This is a genomic window from Cupriavidus sp. SZY C1 (genome assembly GCF_032190535.1).
GTDB lineage: Bacteria > Pseudomonadota > Gammaproteobacteria > Burkholderiales > Burkholderiaceae > Cupriavidus > Cupriavidus pauculus_C.
Genome location: NZ_JAUANU010000001.1, coordinates 378,478 through 396,033 on the forward strand (window position 1 = coordinate 378,478; position 17,556 = coordinate 396,033).

Here is a 17,556-nt window from a genome sequence, read left to right on the forward strand (position 1 = left end):
ATAGAATCGCCACTTAATCGTTGCTGATACAACGATTTTCGGTTTTGCCCCTCCCTTCGCCCCTTTACACCCTTCTCGCCCCGGTTTCCGCCATGCAATCGCTCTGGATGTTGTTCGCCGCCTTCGCCTTTTCGTTGATGGGGGTGGGGGTCAAGCTGGCGTCCGAGCAATACACCACGGGCGAGATCGTGTTCTACCGCAGCCTGATTGGCGTGACGATCATGTGGGTGCTGCTGCGCTCGCAGGGTGTGTCGGTGCGTACGCCGCATATGGTCACGCACATCAAGCGCAGCCTCTTCGGGGTGACCGCCCTGCTGCTCTGGTTCACGTCGATCACGCTGCTGCCGCTGGCCACGGCGATGACGCTGAACTACATGTCGCCGGTCTGGATCGCGCTGATCCTGGGCGCCGGCGCCGCGCTGGCCGGTACCGCCGGGGCGGCCGACAAGAAGCTGATCGGCGCCATCCTGCTGTCGTTTGCCGGGGTCATCTGCCTGCTGCAGCCGTCGGTGGGCAAGGACCAACTGGCCGGCGGCATGATCGGGCTGGTCTCGGGCGTGTTCACGGCGCTGGCCTATGTCGAAGTCCGGCAACTGGGGCAACTCGGCGAGCCCGAAGGCCGCATCGTGTTCTATTTCTCGGGGGTCGGGCTGGTCTGCGGGCTGGTCTGGATGCTGTTCACGGGCCTGAGCACCCATACCTGGCACGGCGTGGGCCTGCTGCTGGCCATCGGCATCCTGGCCACGCTGGGCCAGACGTCGATGACGCGCGCCTACAAGCGCGGCAATACGCTGCTGACCGCCAACCTGCAGTACGCGGGCATCGTGTTCTCCAGCCTGTGGGGCATCCTGGTCTGGAACGACCGGTTGAACTGGGTGTCCTGGCTTGGCATGGCGCTGATCGTGGCCAGCGGCATCGCCACCACGCTCACGCGCGCCCGCGACACCGACAAGCACCCCACCCCGGCCACGCCGGTCAAGTCGCCCGAGGCGGAAGTGCATCCCGAGGTGTGACCGGCTGCGCGGGCCGTCCGGGCTGTCCGGGCCGTTGCGGTGTAGCATTGTCGGCGCACTTTTCCTTACCGACACGGGTTCTCCATGCCATCTCCGCTGATCTCCGCCACCGAACTCCATGACCTGCGGCAACAGGGCCGGCCGGTGGTCGTCGTCGACTGCTCGTTCGACCTGACCAACCCGGCCGCCGGCCGCGAGATGTACCAGCAGGAACATCTTCCGGGCGCCTTCTACCTGCACCTGGACAACGAACTGTCGGGCCCCAGGACCGGCTTCAACGGCCGGCACCCGCTGCCCGATGCCGAGATGTTCGTGGCGCGGATGCGCGCGCTGGGCGTCGATGACGATGCGCTGGTCGTGGCCTACGACGCGCAGGGCAACATGTACGCGGCCCGGCTATGGTGGCTGATGCGCTGGGTGGGCCACGGCGCCGTGGCCGTGCTCGATGGCGGCAAGGCTGCCTGGCTGGCCGCCGGACTGCCACTGGAACCGGGCACGACGCCCGATCCGGACGCCGGCGGCAACCTGACGCGCCGGACGTCGCTGGTGCGTACCGTCGATGCCGCCACGCTGGTCGACAACCTCGCGCAACCGTCGCTGCTGGTCGTCGATGCCCGCGCGGCCGACCGCTTCCGCGGCGAGAACGAGACGCTCGACCCGGTCGGCGGCCATATCCCCGGCGCCGCCAACCGCTTCTTCAAGGACAACCTGGGCCCGGACGGCCGCTTCAAGCCCGCCGACCAGCTCCGCGCCGAGTTCGGCCGGGTCTTCGGCGGCAAGGCGCCGGCGCAGACGGTCATGCAGTGCGGCTCGGGCGTCACGGCCTGCCACAACCTCCTGGCGATGGAAGTGGCCGGCCTGACCGATGCGGCGCTGTACCCGGGGTCGTGGAGCGAATGGTGCGCCGACCCGCAGCGGCCGGTGGCCACCGGTACCGGCACCTGAGCCAGCACCTGAGCCGGGACGGCGGCGTCAGTTCGACGCCGCTTCGGTGCCGGTCTGCGAGTGGCGATGGGCGTGCTGCTCGTGCACGCCATTGGTGATGAAGACGATGGCCGCGATGCCCGCCGCCACCAACACCACCTGCACGGCCGATTCCTTCAGGCGCGGCCGGCGCTGCATCTGCGGCATCAGGTCGCTGACGGCGATGTAGACGAAGCTGCTGGACGCAATCACCAGCACGTACGGAATCCAGGCCGTCAGCTGGTCCAGCAGGAAATAGCCGACGATGCCGCCCAGGATGGCCGCCAGGCTCGACAGCAGGTTGAACGCGAACGCCCGCGCCTTCGAGAAGCCGGCGTTCAGCAGCACGATGAAGTCGCCCACCTCCTGCGGAATCTCGTGCGCGGCGATGGCCAGCGCGGTCACGATGCCGATATGCGGATCGGCCAGGAACGCCGCCGCGATCACGATGCCATCGGCAAAGTTGTGGAAGGTGTCGCCCACCAGGATGGTCAGGCCGCTGCGGCCGGCTTCCTCGCGGTCGTGGCCGTGGTGGTGATGGTGCCCGTCGCCCTCGTGGTGGTGCGAGTGGCGCAGCAGCGAGATCTTTTCCAGCAGGAAGAACCCCAGCAGCCCGGCCAGCAGCGTGCCGAACAGCGCGCGCGGGTCGGCGCCGGACTCGAACGCCTCGGGCAGCGAATGCAGCAGCGCCGTTGCCAGCAGCACGCCCACCGAGAAGCTCACCATGCGCTCCACCACGCGCGAGGCCACGGTCAGCGACAGCAGCGCGGCCCCGAGGATGCTGCCGACGCCCGAAATCGTCGCCGCCAGCAGGATGTACAAAAGCGTGGAATGGATGATGAACTCCCGGACCGGCCCCTGCCCGACCACCGGGCAGTCGTCGCCGACTGACTACGCCAGCGCTTTAACGCAACATGGTTGCAAAAACGCGAGAGTCGGCATTGTACGTACCTCTCCACCCTCTTTGCAATCACCCGCGCGCCGGCAGGGCCAATGCGGCCCGCCCCGTCAGGCCACGTGATGCTGGCGGAACCACGCCAGGCAGCGCTGCCAGCCATCCTTGGCGGCCGCCTCGACGTAGCTGGGCCGGTAGTCGGCATGGAACGCGTGGCCGGCGTCGGGATAGACCACGAACGTCGACGCCTTCGCGTTCGGGTTCGACGATTCGGCCAGCGCCGCCTTCATCTGGGCCACGTGTTCCTGCGTGATGCCGGTGTCCTTGCCGCCGTAGAGGCCCAGCACCGGCGCGTGCAGGTCGCCGACGATGTCCACCGGGTTCTTCGGCTTGAGCGCGTTGGGCTGGCCGACAAGCTGGCCGTACCACGCCACGCCGGCCTTCACGCGCCGGCTGTGGGCCGAGTAGAGCCACGTGATGCGCCCGCCCCAGCAGAAACCGGTGATGCCCAGCCGGTTCACGTCGCCGCCGTTGGCCGCCGCCCAGGTCACGCAGGCGTCCAGGTCGCCCATGACCTGGGCGTCCGGCACCTTCTGGATGATGTTGGCCTGCAGTTCCTGGATCGTCCCGTAGCTGGTCGGATCGCCCTGCCGCGCGAACAGCTCCGGCGCGATGGCCAGGTAGCCGAGCTTGGCAAAGCGGCGGCAGACATCGGCAATATGCTCGTGGACGCCAAAGATCTCGCTGATGACCAGCACCACGGGCAGGTTCTTCTTGCCTTCGGGCTGGGCGCGGTACACGGGCATGCTGAAGCCGCCCGACGGCACGGTGACCTCGCCGGCGGTCAGCCCCTGGAAGTCGGTCTTGATGGTCTGGGCGGTCACCGGCAGCGCGGCGGCCGCGAAGGCCGAGCCCAGCGCGGTCTTGACGAAACTGCGGCGGTCGAACGTCTGACCGGGAACGAGGCTTTCGACTTCGGGCTTCAGCATGGGGGGTCTCCTGGGCATCGGGGGCGCCGCGCCCAAGTGACGTCCGCGCGGCGCCGTCGATTCTAAGCAAACATGGCCGGCAACGCACGCGCCGCCGGCCAGCGGCTCAGTGCAGCTTCACGCGCGGGCTGGTCTTGCTGCGCAGCCAGTGCGTCATGGTGTCCAGCCCCATGCCGATCGCGCCATGCAGCGCCAGCACATGCATCCGGTACAGCGACGTGTACATGAAGCGCGCCATCAGCCCCTCGATGAACATCGACCCGCCGATCAGGCCACCCATCAGGCTGCCCACGGCGCTGAAATGGCCCAGCGACACGAGCGAGCCGAAATCCTTGAAGCCGAACTTCGGCAGCGGCTTGCCGTCCAGCCGGGCTCGCAGCGCGTCGTACAGGAACGTGGCCTGCTGGTGCGCGGCCTGGGCGCGCGGCGGCACCGTGGTCTGCTTCTCGGGCCACGGCGCGGCGGCGCAGTCGCCGAACGCGAAGATGTCGGGATCGGTCTCGGTCTGCAGCGTCGGGCCCACCACGAGCTGGCCCATCTTGCTGACAGGCAGGCCCAGCGTGCGCAGCACGCCCGGGGCCGTGATGCCGGCCGCCCAGACCGTCAGGTCGGCGTCGATATGCTTGCCGCTGGCCGTCAGCACCGCGTCGTGCGTCACCTCGGTCACGCGCTCGGACGTGAAGACGTCCACATCCAGCTTGCGCAGCAGCTTGGTCGTCTCGGCCGACACGCGCTCGGACAGCGCGGGCAGGATGCGCGGCCCGGCCTCGATCACATGGATGCGCACGTCGCGGCGTGGGTCAAGCTGGTGCAGCCCGTAGGCGTTCAGCACGTGCGCGGTGTTGCGCAACTCGGCCGACAGTTCCACGCCCGTCGCACCCGCGCCGATGATCGCCACGTCCACGCGCGGCCGGCCGTCCTGGCCCACGCGGCCCTTGCCGTTCTGGGCCCGCACGCAGGCCGCGATCAGCCGGCGCCGGAAGCGCTCGGCCTGGTCGACCGTATCCAGCGCGATCGCATGCTCGGCCGCGCCCGGCACGTTGAAGAAATGGGTGATGCAGCCGATGGCCAGCACCAGCGTGTCGTACGGCAGGTCGCGCGCGGGCAGCAGTTCGGTGCCGTCCTGGTCCAGGCAGGCGGCCACGAGGATGCGCTTGCCGGCGCGGTCGATGCCGGTCAGTTCGCCCTGCTGGAAGTCGAAATGGTGCCAGCGCGCCTGCGCCGCGTATTCGAGCTGGTGGGTGTTGGGGTCCATGCTGCCGGCGGCCACCTCGTGCAGCAGCGGCTTCCAGATGTGCGTCGGCATGCGGTCGACCAGTGTCACCTGCGCGCGGCGCGACTTGCCCAGCTTGTCGCCAAGCCGCGTGACAAGTTCGAGTCCGCCGGCGCCGCCGCCCACCACGATGATCCGGTGCGCTTGCCCCGCAGGACGCGGCGCCGCGATCTGCGGGCCGCCGGAAGGTTGGTCGATGGGAGTGGGGGCGCTTTCCTCTCTGCCTGTTGCGTTGCTCATGGTCTACCCGATGTTTTCAATTTGAAAACCGGTGCAGGCCCCTGCGGCGTCTTTCTGTTGTGGTCTCGCACCGCGAGGCCGATGTTCTGCGTGCGGCTGGCGGGTGCGGCCAATCCGACGGGATGGCTACCAGTGTGCTGCAGAGCAGCACCGGCTGGCAAGCGGTCAGCCGTCGATTCAGACAGTACTTCTTTGCATACATCGGCATCGCACGGGAGACAGCGGAATAACGGGGCGCGGCGGCCCCTGCCGCCCCGTCCAACCGCGCGCCGTGTAGCGGACTAGTGCGCCTCTTCCCAGTTCGCGCCGCTGCCCACCTCGGCCACCAGCGGCACGTTGAGTTGCGCCACGCCGCACATCAGCTCGGGCAGCCGCACCTTGACCAGCTCGAACTCGGCCTGCGGCACTTCGAGCACCAGTTCATCGTGCACCTGCATGATCTGGCGCGCGCCTAGGCCGTCCGCTTCCAGCCAGTCCTGCACGGCGATCATCGACAGCTTGATCAGGTCGGCGGCCGTGCCCTGCATCGGCGCGTTGATGGCGGCGCGCTCGGCGGCCTGGCGGCGCGGGCCGTTGCCGCCGCGGATGTCCGGCAGCCACAGGCGGCGGCCGAACACGGTCTCGACGTAGCCCTGCTCGCGCGCCTTCTGGCGCGTCTCTTCCATATAGTTGGCCACGCCCGGATAGCGCATGAAGTAGCGGTCGATATAGTGCTTGGCCGCGTCGCGCTCGATGCCGAGGTTGCTGGCCAGCCCGAACGCGCTCATGCCATAGATCAGCCCGAAGTTGATCACCTTGGCGTAGCGGCGCTGCTCGCTGGTCACGGCCTCGCGCTCGACGGCAAAGATCTCGCTGGCCGTGGCGCGGTGGATGTCCTCGCCGTTGGCGAAGGCGCGCAGCAGGTTGTCGTCGCCCGAGATGTGGGCCATGATCCGCAGCTCGATCTGCGAGTAGTCGGCCGACACGATCACGTTGCCCGGCCCGGCGATGAACGCCTCGCGGATGCGGCGGCCTTCCTCGGTGCGCACCGGGATGTTCTGCAGGTTCGGATCGGTCGACGCCAGCCGCCCCGTCACCGCCGTGGCCTGGCCGTAGCTGGTGTGCACGCGGCCCGTGCGCGGGTTGACCATCTTCGGCAGCTTGTCCGTGTAGGTCGACTTGAGCTTGGACAGGCCGCGGTAATCCAGCAGCAGCTTGGGCAGCGGATAGTCCTCGGCCAGCTTCTGCAGCACTTCCTCGTCGGTGGACGGCGCCCCGCTGGCGGTCTTCTTCACCACCGGGAGCTGCATCTGGTTGAACAGGATCTCGCCGATCTGCTTCGGCGAGCCCAGGTTGAACGGCTGGCCGGCGGCCTCGTGCGCGGCGCGCTCGGCCTCCATCATGCGCTGGCCCAGGTCGGCGCTCTGCGCGGCCAGCTTGTCGGCATCGATCAGCACGCCGTTGCGCTCGATCTTCTGCAGCACCACCGAGACCGGAATCTCGATCTGCTCGTAGACGTACCGCAGCCCGTCGGCCAGCTCAAGCTGCGGCAGCATCTTGCGGTGCAGGCGCAGCGTCACGTCGGCGTCCTCGGCCGCGTAGTCGGTGGCGCGCTGCAGGTCGATCTGGTCGAAGCCGATCTGGCTGGCGCCCTTGCCGCACACTTCCTCGTAGGTCAGCGTCTTCACGCTCAGCAGCCGCTCGGCCAGGCTGTCCATGCCGTGGTTGCGGTACGACGCCAGCACGTAGCTTTCCAGCATCGTGTCATGGGCGATGCCGCGCAGCGTGATGCCGTAGTTCATGAACACGTGCGCGTCGTACTTCAGATGCTGGCCGAGCTTGGGCCGCGACGGGTCTTCCAGCCAGGCGCGCAGCTTGTCGAGCACGAAGTCGCGCGGGAGCTGGCCGTGGTTGTCCAGGCCGGCCACGTCGGGGCCGCGATGGGCCACCGGAATGTAGGCCGCCTCGCCCGGCTCCACCGATACCGACACGCCCACCAGTTCCGCCATCATCGGGTCCAGCGACGTGGTCTCGGTGTCGATGGCGACGATCGGCGCGTCCACCAGCTTCTGCAGCCAGGCATCGAGCGCGGCCTCGGTGGTCACGGTCTCGTAGCGGATCTCGGCCGGCGCAAGGTCCTCGGCCGGCTGGCCGTCGTCGTCGGACGCCGGCGCGGCGTCGAACAGCCCGCCCTGGGCCGCCCCGGCCGTGCCTCGGGCCGCGGCGGCGCGCGCGTTCGGCAGCGATTCGCCGGTGGCCTCGCGCAGCCAGGTCTTGAAGCCGTACTTGCGGAAGAAGTCGACGAGCTTGTCCTTGTCCTCGCCCAGGTCGTGCAGCGCGTGGAAGTCGGCCACGGCGCCGCTCAGGTCGCAGTCGGTCTTGACCGTCACCAGTTCGCGGGCGCGCGGCAGCCAGTCCAGCGTGTTGCGCAGGTTCTCGCCCACCACGCCCTTGATGCCGTCGGCGCCGGCCATGATCGCGTCGAGCGTGCCGTATTCGGTCAGCCACTTGACGGCCGTTTTGGGGCCCACCTTCGGCACGCCAGGCACGTTGTCCACGGCGTCGCCGATCAGGGACAGGTAGTCGACGATGCGCTCGGGCGGCACGCCGAACTTGTTGACTACGCCCGGCGGGTCCAGCACCTCGCCGCTCATCGTGTTGACCAGCGTGACGCTGTCGTTCACAAGCTGCGCAAGGTCCTTGTCGCCGGTAGATACCACGGTCTTCACGCCCTGCTGCGTGGCCTGGCAGGCCAGCGTGCCGATCACGTCGTCGGCCTCCACGCCCTCGACCACCACGATGGGCCAGCCCAGCGCGCGCACGGCCTCGTGGATCGGCTCGATCTGGCGCGCCAGATCCTCGGGCATCGACGGCCGGTGTTCCTTGTATGCGGGGTACATCGCATCCCGGAACGTCTTGCCCTTGGCGTCGAATACGCAGGCGATATACTGTGCCGGGTAATCGTTGCGCAGCTTGCGCAACATGTTGATCATGCCGTAGATTGCCCCTGTGGGCAGACCTTCGCCATTCCTCAGGTCCGGCAGCGCGTGGTATGCGCGGTACAGATAGCTCGATCCATCGACGAGCAAGAGTGTTTTTGGACTATCCGACATTCCCATGGACTCAAAATTGACTGGTGCCCCCATTGGCGGTGCAGATGCCGCTCCCCTCGCCGATACGGACGTTTCCGACATTTCCGGTAATTCGGTGAATCCCCCTCCCGAAAAGGCGTCGGCGCATGCCGCCGCCATCGCCGCAAAAGCCGATGCCGCGGCTGCCGGCAAGAGCGTTGAAGAGCAGGATGCCGCCGCACGGGCTGCAGCGGCGCGCGCGAATCCGCGCAAGATGATTCCGAGCCTGCGTGCGCTGGCCGATGAGGACCGGGCCACGGCCAAGAAGGCGCGCGCCTCGTGGCAAATGTTCACGATTATGGCAGAGTTCATTGAGGCGACCGAGTACCTGTCGGAGATCCGTCCGGCCGTCTCGATCTACGGCAGCGCACGGCTGCGCGAGGACTCGCCGTACTACCAGAAGACCATCGAAATCGCGCGGCTGTTCTCGGACGCGGGCTTCGCCGTGATCTCCGGCGGCGGCCCCGGCATCATGGAAGCGGCCAACAAGGGCGCGCACGCCGGCAAGTCGGCCAGCGTGGGCCTGAACATCGAGCTGCCGCACGAACAGCAGGGCAATCCGTACCAGGACATCGCCATGCGCTTTCGCCATTTCTTCACGCGCAAGGTCACGTTCGTGAAGAACTCGGACGCCTTCATCGTCATGCCGGGCGGCTTTGGCACGCTGGACGAACTGGCCGAGGTGCTGACGCTGGTGCAGACCGGCAAGTCCCGGTCGGTGCCGGTGGTGATGTACGGCAGCCGGTTCTGGAAGGGCCTGCTGGACTGGTTCCGCTTCACGCTGCTGCCCATGGGCCTGATTGCCGAGCACGACCTGGACCTGATGAAGATCGTCGACGAGCCGCAGGAAGTGCTGGAGGCCGTCTACGAGTACTACGAGAAGCGCGGCGGCGACCATCCGATCCCGCCGAAGGAAGAAATGTTCTATCTGTAAGGCAAGCGTCGCGCAAGCCACCCGGGGCGTCACGCGCCGGGTGGACGGAAGGCCACGACGGCGGCCCGAAAACGACAGGAATTGCTAGAATGGAAGCCTGTCCGCCTGCCACACCCGGCGCCGCCGGCTGCACAGGCAAAATCCGCGTCGCGGGGCCCCCTGCCCGCGCGCACAGGAGCCTCAGATGACTTCCCCTTCGCAACCGGGTGCCAGGTTGGCCGGTCGGTCCGCCAGGATCGGCCGCCCCGGCTATCTGCTCGCGCTCGTCGCCGCCGTGGCGGCCCTGTCCGGTGCCAACGTGGCGCTGGCCGAGGAAACCACCAACGCGCTGACCCAGCAGGAACTCAACAAGATCAACAACCAGCCGATCGCCCCGGCGGCCAAGAGCCAGTTGAACCAGCCCCGCGAGCCGAGCTTCCAGCTTCGTGAGCGCGACGGCACCCAGGTGACCGAATACCGCGACAAGGGCCGCGCCACCGAGATCCAGGTGCAGTCGGGCTTTGGCACGAAGTACGAGATGAGCAAGCCCGAGGACAGCTCGCCCCGGATTCGGGACCATGACGTGAACCGCGTACCGTCGGTCAACCTCAAGTTCTGACCGGCGCCGTCGCCCGACCTGTTAGTCTTACGCCTTTCTGACCCACGATCCGCGCCTGGCCGATGACCGGGCACGGATCGCGCCGGCCTTCCGGCAGCAATGCCACGGCGACGGAGCCGGGCAACCCCGTGTTGCCGCCCCGCCGTCCCCCGATTCGCACCAATTTGAGAGTATGGCCGTCTTTACCACGGTCTCGCAGGACGAGATCGCCCGCTGGCTGCTTGATTACGACCTAGGCGAAGTGCGCGCGCTGCGCGGCATTGCCTCGGGCATCGAGAACAGCAACTTCTTTCTGACCATGGAGCAGGACGGCGTCACGCGCGAGTTCGTGCTGACGATCTTCGAGCGGCTGCGCTTCGACCAGTTGCCTTACTACCTGCACCTGATGGATCACCTGGCGCGCCACGGCATCAGCGTGCCGGCGCCCATGCCCGCGCGCGACGGCGAGATCCTGCGCGAACTGAAGGGCAAGCCGGCGACGATCGTCACGCGGCTGCCCGGCGCGTCGCAGCTAGCGCCGGCCGCCGACCACTGCGCCGAAGTGGGCGCCATGCTGGCACGCATGCATCTGGCCGGCCAGGACTACCCGCGCCAGCAGCCCAACCTGCGCAGCCTGGCCTGGTGGCAGCAGACCGTGCCCGAGATCACGCCGTTCCTGGACGCCGCCCAGCGCCAGTTGCTGGCCGACGAGATCGCGCACCAGACCGTGTTCTTCGGCAGTGCCGACTATGCGGCGCTGCAGGCCGGCCCGTGCCATTGCGACCTGTTCCGCGACAACGTGCTGTTCGACACCGTCGACGGCCAGCACAAGCTGGGCGGTTTCTTCGATTTCTATTTCGCCGGCCACGACAAGTGGCTGTTCGACCTGGCCGTGACGGTCAACGACTGGTGCATCGACCTGCCCACCGGCGCGCTCGACCCCGTGCGCGCCCAGGCGCTGCTGGCGGCCTACCACGCGGTGCGGCCGCTGACGAAGACCGAGGCAGCCCACTGGCAGGACATGCTGCGGGCCGGCGCGCTGCGGTTCTGGGTGTCGCGCCTGTGGGACTTCTATCTCCCGCGCGAGGCCGACATGCTCCAGCCGCACGATCCGACCCATTTCGAACGCATCCTGCGCCGCCGCCTGGACGACGGGCCGGCGCTCCCCTGGATCTGATTCGCCATGCAACTACTGGAAGTTTCCGCCAAGGAAGGCTACGTCTGGCTGCGCCAGGGCATCTGGCTGTTCCGCAAGAACCCGCTTGCGTTCCTGATGCTGCTGTTCATCTACCTGATTGCCGCGCAACTGGCGATCTTCGTGCCGCTGTTCGGCATCATCGCGCTGCTGGTGTTCACGCCGGGGCTGTACGTGGGGGTGATGACCGCCTGCCGCGAGGTGATCCAGAACAAGCGCGTCCTGCCCACGATCCTGCTGGCGGGGTTCCGCACCAACGGCAAGCAGGCCACCCGGCATCTGCTGATCCTAGGCGGCATCTATGCGGTGCTGGTGTTCGCGCTGAGCCTGGCCGCCACGGCCGTGGTCGACATTGGCGCCGTGGCCCCGATCGTGCTGCGCGGCGAGGAGCCGACGGCCGACGCGATCCGGCAGCTCTACTTCGCGCTGCTGATCGGCGCGGTGCTGTACACGCCGGTGGCGATGATGTTCTGGTTCGCGCCGCTGCTGGCCGCCTGGCACCAGGTGCCGCCGATCAAGGCGCTGTTCTTCAGCTGGACGGCCTGCTGGCGCAACCGCGGCGCGTTCTTCACCTATGCGCTGCTGTTCGCCGTGCTGCTGGTGGCCGTGCCCCTGTTCCTGGAAACGGTCTTCGCGGCGCTGGGCGCGCAGGCGGTGCTGTCGTTCCTGGTGACGCCGTACTCGCTGCTGATGCTCGCGGTGCTGTACTGCTCGTTCTACGCCACGTACCGGGGCTGCTTCAACGTCGTCCCGCCGGGCGAGACGGGGAATGGGGCGGCGGCGGACAACCCCTGAGCTTGTCCGCGCCCCTCTCCCGCGCGCGGGAGAGGGGCAAACACAATCGATCAGTCGATCAATCGATCGGATCCAGCTTCGCCACCGCCAGGGCCAGCCACTTGGCGCCGTGGCGCTTGAAATCGATCTGGGCACGCGCGTCGGCGCCTTCGCCCTCCAGCGCCTTGATCTTCCCTTCGCCGAACTTCGTGTGGAACACGTTCTGGCCCACGCGGAAACCGGTGGCGGCGGCGCGCTTTTCTTCGGCGTAGTTCTTGCCGGTGTCCATGCCGCCGGTGGCCTTGGTGCCCGTGTACGGCACGTCCTCGGCGCGCTTGAACCAGTCGCGGCCCCAAGCGTTGTCGCGTTCCTGGCGGCTGATGCCGTAGTTGCCGTACGACGACTGGCCCTGCGGGGTGATCCACTTCAGCGCCGGCTCGGGTAGCTCCTCGAAGAAGCGCGAGCGCACGTGGTAGCGCATCTGCCCGTGCAGCACGCGGCTTTGCGCGAACGACAGGTAGAGCCGCTGGCGCGCGCGCGTGATCGCCACGTACATCAGCCGGCGCTCTTCTTCCAGCCCGTCGGCCTCCATGGCGCTGTTCTCGTGCGGGAACAGCCCTTCCTCCAGGCCGGTGATGAACACGGCGTTGAATTCGAGCCCCTTGGCGGCGTGTACGGTCATCATCTGCACGGCGTCCTGGCCGGCCTGCGCCTGGTTGTCGCCGGCTTCCAGCGACGCGTGCGTCAGGAACGCCACCAGCGGCGTCATGACCACCGGCAGCTGCTCGGGGTCCAGCACCTGCTGGTCCTGGTCGCCCTGCGCCAGCGCCGGCGGCACGTCACGGCCGACTGGCAGCACCCGTGCCAGCGCGTCCAGGCCGTAGCCCTCTTCCACCACGAACGCCTGGGCGGCCGTCACCAGTTCCTGCAGGTTCTCGATGCGGTCCTGGCCTTCCTTCTCGGTCTGGTAGTGCGTGATCAGCCCGCTGGCGTTGGTCACGTGCTCCACGGTCTGGGCCAGCGTCAGGCGGCTGGTTTCGGCGCGCATCTGCTCGATCAGCCGCAGGAACGCCGCCAGCGACGTGCCGCCCTTGCCCGGCACGTAGGCCACCGCCTCGGCCAGCGAGCAGTTGTACTGGCGCGCGGCGTCCTGCAGGTTCTCCAGCGTCTTGGCGCCAATGCCGCGCGTCGGAAAGTTGACCACACGGCCAAACGCGGCGTCGTTGCGCGGGTTCTCGATCAGTTGCAGGTAGGCCAGCGCATGCTTGACCTCGGCCCGCTCGAAGAAGCGCAGGCCGCCGTACACCCGGTACGGGATGCCCGACGAGAACAGCGCATGCTCGATCACGCGCGACTGGGCGTTGCTGCGGTACAGGATGGCGATTTCCGAGCGCGACATGCCCTGGGCGATCTGGTCGCGGATCTCCTCGACGATCCACGACGCCTCCTGCCCGTCCGAGCCCGCCTGGAACACCCGCACCGGCTCGCCGTGCCCGGCGTCGGTCCGCAGGTTCTTGCCCAGCCGGCGCGCGTTGTGCGAGATCAGATGGTTGGCGCTGTCCAGGATATGCCCGTGCGAGCGGTAGTTCTGCTCCAGCTTGATCAGGTGCCGCACGCGGAATTCCTGCTCGAAATCGCGCATGTTGCCGACGTTGGCGCCGCGGAACGCGTAGATGCTCTGGTCGTCGTCGCCCACCGCGAACACGGCCGCGGCCTGGCCCGTGCCATAACCGGCCAGCAGCTTCAGCCACTGGTACTGCAGCACGTTGGTGTCCTGGAACTCGTCCACCAGCACGTGGCGGAAGCGGTGCTGGTAGTGCTGGCGGATGGCGTCGTTGTAGCGCAGCAGTTCGTAGCAGCGCAGCAGCAGCTCGGCGAAATCGACCACGCCCTCGCGCTGGCACTGCGCGTCGTAGGCGGCGTAGAGGTCGACGAAGCGGCGGTTGAAGTCGTCGTTGGCCTCCACGTCGGCCGGGCGCAGGCCCTGTTCCTTGGCGTTGTTGATGAAGTACTGAAGGTTCTTGGCCGGATACTTCTCGTCGTCGACGTTCAGCTGCTTGAGCAGCCGCTTGAGCGCGGACAACTGGTCCTGGGTGTCCAGGATGGCGAACGTCTGGGGCAGCCCGGCGTCGCGGAAGTGGGCCCGCAGCATGCGGTTGCACAGCCCGTGGAACGTGCCGATCCACATGCCGCGCGTATTGATCGGCAGCAGCGACGACAGCCGCGTCTGCATCTCCTTGGCGGCCTTGTTCGTGAACGTCACGGCCAGGATGCCGGCCGGCGACACGCGCCCGTTCTGGATCAGCCAGGCAATGCGCGTGGTCAGCACGCGGGTCTTGCCGCTGCCCGCGCCGGCCAGGATCAGGGCCGGTTCGTCCGGCAAAGTGACGGCGGCGAGTTGTTCGGCGTTGAGGTTGGCGAGCAGGCTGGACATCGGATCGGGGCCGGTAAAGTAGGCGGCAATTATACCGGCGGGCCCCTGCCCCGATTGTCGGCAGGCCGCGCGCCCGGCCCGGAAATGGGCATCGGCGCGCCGGCTCCCCTATAATTTGACGTTTTCTCCCGGCCGAATGCCGTGGCACGCCATGCCGCCTGCCGGGCCCGAGCCCCGTCCCGCATTCCAAGCATCCCAAGACATCCGAGCATGACCGCAGAAGACCAGTCCCTTGCCAAGAGCTTCGAACCCGCCGCCATCGAGGCGAAATGGGGCCCAGAATGGGAGCGCCGCGGCATTGCCCAGCCCACTTTCGACGATAACCGTCCCGATTTCGCCATCCAGCTGCCGCCGCCCAATGTGACCGGCACGCTGCACATGGGCCATGCGTTCAACCAGACGATCATGGACGGCCTGGCCCGCCACGCCCGCATGCGCGGCGCCAACACGCTGTGGGTGCCGGGCACCGACCACGCCGGCATCGCCACGCAGATCGTGGTGGAGCGCCAGCTGGAGGCGCAGGGGGTGTCGCGCCACGACCTGGGCCGCGAGGCATTCACCGAGAAGGTCTGGGCCTGGAAGGAAGAGTCGGGATCGACCATCACGCGCCAGGTGCGCCGCATGGGCGCGTCGATCGACTGGACGCGTGAATACTTCACGATGTCGCCCGAGATGTCGAAGGCCGTGACCGAGGTCTTCGTGCGGCTGTACGAGCAGGGCCTGATCTACCGCGGCAAGCGCCTGGTGAACTGGGATCCGGTGCTGGGCACGGCCGTGTCCGACCTGGAGGTGGACAGCGTCGAGGAAAACGGCTCGCTCTGGGAGATCCACTACCCGCTGGTCGAGCCGGACACCGTGCGCGGCCTGACGCACCTGACCGTCGCCACCACGCGCCCCGAGACCATGCTCGGCGATACGGCCGTGATGGTGCACCCCGAGGACGAGCGCTACGCGCACCTGATCGGCAAGTCCGTGCACCTGCCGCTGACCGGCCGCCAGATCCCGGTGATTGCCGACGAATATGTCGACCGCGAGTTCGGCACCGGCGTGGTCAAGGTGACCCCGGGCCACGACTTCAACGACTATGCCGTGGGCCAGCGCCACAACCTGCCGCAACTGTCGATCCTGACGCTCGACGCCAAGGTCGTGGCCGACGCGCCGGCGGCCTACGCCGGCCTGGACCGCTTCGCGGCCCGCGAGAAGATCGTCGCCGACCTCAAGGACCAGGGCCTGCTGGGCGAGATCAAGCCGCACAAGCTGATGGTGCCGCGCAGCGAGCGCACCGGTTCCGTGATCGAGCCGATGCTGACCGACCAGTGGTTCGTCGCCATGAGCAAGCCGGCACCCGAGGGCACGTACTATCCGGGCCGCTCGATCGCCGAGGTGGCGCTGGACGCCGTGCAGAGCGGCGAGATCAAGCTGGTGCCCGAGAACTGGAACAGCACCTACAACCAATGGCTGGCCAACATCCAGGACTGGTGCATCAGCCGCCAGCTCTGGTGGGGCCACCAGATCCCGGCCTGGTACGACGAATCGGGCAAGGTCTTCGTGGCCCGCACCGAGGAAGACGCCCGCGCCCAGGCCCAGGCGGCCGGCAGCACGGGCCCGCTGCGCCGCGAGGAAGACGTGCTGGACACGTGGTTCTCGTCCGCGCTGGTGCCGTTCTCGTCGCTGGGCTGGCCCGAGCAGACGCCGGAGCTGAAGCACTTCCTGCCGTCGTCGGTGCTGGTCACCGGCTACGACATCATCTTCTTCTGGGTGGCGCGCATGGTCATGATGACCAAGCACTTCACCGGCCAGGTGCCGTTCCACACCGTGTACGTGCACGGCCTGGTGCGCGACTCCGAAGGCAAGAAGATGAGCAAGTCCGAGGGCAACACGCTGGACCCGGTGGACCTGATCGACGGCATCGACCTGGCGCCGCTGCTCAAGAAGCGCACCACGGGCCTGCGCCGCCCCAAGGACGCGCCCAAGATCGAGGCCAAGACGAAGAAGGAATTCCCGGACGGCATTCCGGCCTTCGGCGCCGATGCGCTGCGCTTCACGTTCGCGTCGCTGGCCACGCTGGGCCGCAACATCAACTTCGACACGGGCCGCTGCGAGGGCTACCGCAACTTCTGCAACAAGCTCTGGAACGCCACGCGCTTCGTGCTGATGAACACCGAGGGCCATGACTGCGGCATGGGCCCGTGCAACAACGACTGCGGCCCGGACGGCTACCTGCATTTCTCGCAGGCCGACCGCTGGATCGTGTCGCTGCTTCAGCGCGTGGAGACCGAGGTCCAGAAGGGCTTCGACGAGTACCGCTTCGACAACATCGCCAGCGCCATCTACAAATTCGTCTGGGACGAATACTGCGACTGGTACCTGGAACTGGCCAAGGTGCAGATCCAGACCGGCTCGGCAGCCCAGCAGCGCGCCACGCGCCGCACGCTGCTGCGCGTGCTGGAGACGGTGCTGCGCCTGGCGCACCCGATCATCCCGTTCATCACCGAGGAACTGTGGCAGAAGGTGGCCCCGCTGGCCGGCCGCGCCAAGGGCGACGGCAGCGAATCGATCGCCACCCAGCCCTACCCGCTGCCCGCCGTGGCCAAGATCGACGAGGCCGCCGAAGCCTGGGTGGCGCAGCTCAAGGCGCTGGTGGACGCCTGCCGCAACCTGCGCGGCGAAATGAACATCTCGCCGGCCCAGCGCATCCCGTTGTATGCGCATGGCGACAGCGCCTTCCTGCGCGAAGCGGCCGCTCACGTGCAGGCGCTGGCGAAACTTTCCGAGGTCAAGGTGTTCGAAGACGAGACCGCGCTCCAGCAGGAGGGGGCCGGGGCGCCCGTGGCCATCGTCGGCGCCAACCACCTGCTGCTGAAGATCGAGATCGACGTGGTGGCGGAACGTGCGCGCCTGTCGAAAGAAATTGAGCGAATCGCGGGCGAGATCGGCAAGTGCCGTGGCAAGCTTTCGAACGAAAGTTTTGTCGCGAAGGCGCCGCCGGCCGTGGTGGCGCAGGAAAACCAGCGTTTGTCGGATTTCGAACAGACGCTGGCCAAGCTTCGGGATCAACTACAGCGTCTGCCGTCATGAAGTGACGGTTTCGGTCCGTTCGGCGCCTGCGCGTCGGACGGCGACCGACAGACGGCACCCCTCCTCCTGCGGCACGGTATT

General features: G+C 67.7%; 12 protein-coding genes. 7 read left to right on the forward strand and 5 right to left on the reverse strand.

Translation table 11 applies throughout. The annotated features are described in order from the left end of the window. Window positions 1–92: 92 nt before the first annotated feature. Together QTN24_RS01815 and QTN24_RS01820 are read left to right on the forward strand one after the other, a co-directional pair. On the forward strand, window positions 93–1,013 hold the full coding sequence (locus tag QTN24_RS01815) for a DMT family transporter (protein ID WP_313835131.1): 921 nt from the start codon (window positions 93–95) through the stop codon (window positions 1,011–1,013). A gap of 84 nt (window positions 1,014–1,097) precedes the next feature. Then, window positions 1,098–1,958, forward strand: coding sequence for a sulfurtransferase (locus QTN24_RS01820; RefSeq protein WP_313835132.1), 861 nt, complete (start codon window positions 1,098–1,100; stop codon window positions 1,956–1,958). 27 nt (window positions 1,959–1,985) lie between these two features. Here the strand turns inward: QTN24_RS01820 and QTN24_RS01825 are convergent, their stop codons facing one another. The 4 genes from QTN24_RS01825 to polA form a co-directional block, all read right to left on the reverse strand. Then, window positions 1,986–2,846 (reverse strand): ZIP family metal transporter, encoded by an 861-nt coding sequence (locus QTN24_RS01825; protein ID WP_124683590.1) that lies wholly within the window; start codon window positions 2,844–2,846, stop codon window positions 1,986–1,988. Window positions 2,847–2,984: 138 nt separating this feature from the next. Beyond that, entirely contained in the window at window positions 2,985–3,860 is an 876-nt protein-coding gene (locus QTN24_RS01830; protein WP_124683589.1) for a dienelactone hydrolase family protein, read from the reverse strand. Between the two features lie 106 nt (window positions 3,861–3,966). Further along, window positions 3,967–5,373, reverse strand: a complete 1,407-nt coding sequence (locus QTN24_RS01835; protein WP_313835133.1) for an NAD(P)/FAD-dependent oxidoreductase — start codon at window positions 5,371–5,373, stop codon at window positions 3,967–3,969. Between the two features lie 281 nt (window positions 5,374–5,654). Beyond that, window positions 5,655–8,465 carry a DNA polymerase I gene (polA, locus tag QTN24_RS01840; RefSeq protein ID WP_313835134.1) on the reverse strand — a complete coding sequence of 937 codons (2,811 nt, stop codon included), beginning with the start codon at window positions 8,463–8,465 and terminating at the stop codon, window positions 5,655–5,657. Between the two features lie 4 nt (window positions 8,466–8,469). Here polA and QTN24_RS01845 point away from each other — a divergent pair, with 4 nt between their 5' ends. The 4 genes from QTN24_RS01845 to QTN24_RS01860 all read left to right on the forward strand — a co-directional run bounded on the left by QTN24_RS01845 (window position 8,470) and on the right by QTN24_RS01860 (window position 11,984). Then, window positions 8,470–9,417 (forward strand): TIGR00730 family Rossman fold protein, encoded by a 948-nt coding sequence (locus QTN24_RS01845; RefSeq protein ID WP_172966032.1) that lies wholly within the window; start codon window positions 8,470–8,472, stop codon window positions 9,415–9,417. A gap of 184 nt (window positions 9,418–9,601) precedes the next feature. After that, window positions 9,602–10,015, forward strand: a complete 414-nt coding sequence (locus QTN24_RS01850) for a DUF2782 domain-containing protein (RefSeq protein WP_124683586.1) — start codon at window positions 9,602–9,604, stop codon at window positions 10,013–10,015. Between the two features lie 172 nt (window positions 10,016–10,187). Then, window positions 10,188–11,171, forward strand: a complete 984-nt coding sequence (locus QTN24_RS01855) for a homoserine kinase (protein ID WP_313835135.1) — start codon at window positions 10,188–10,190, stop codon at window positions 11,169–11,171. 6 nt (window positions 11,172–11,177) lie between these two features. Then, complete coding sequence (locus QTN24_RS01860) at window positions 11,178–11,984, forward strand: BPSS1780 family membrane protein (RefSeq protein WP_124683584.1); 807 nt, start codon at window positions 11,178–11,180, stop codon at window positions 11,982–11,984. Between the two features lie 58 nt (window positions 11,985–12,042). Here QTN24_RS01860 and QTN24_RS01865 read toward each other — a convergent pair whose 3' ends face one another. Further along, on the reverse strand, window positions 12,043–14,397 hold the full coding sequence (locus QTN24_RS01865) for a UvrD-helicase domain-containing protein (RefSeq protein WP_124683583.1): 2,355 nt from the start codon (window positions 14,395–14,397) through the stop codon (window positions 12,043–12,045). 210 nt (window positions 14,398–14,607) lie between these two features. On the opposite strand from QTN24_RS01865, the gene QTN24_RS01870 reads away from it, so the two are divergent. After that, the gene (locus QTN24_RS01870) at window positions 14,608–17,475 is read left to right on the forward strand and encodes a valine--tRNA ligase (RefSeq protein ID WP_313835136.1); all 2,868 of its coding nucleotides are present in this window, start codon (window positions 14,608–14,610) and stop codon (window positions 17,473–17,475) included. Window positions 17,476–17,556 lie beyond the last annotated feature (81 nt).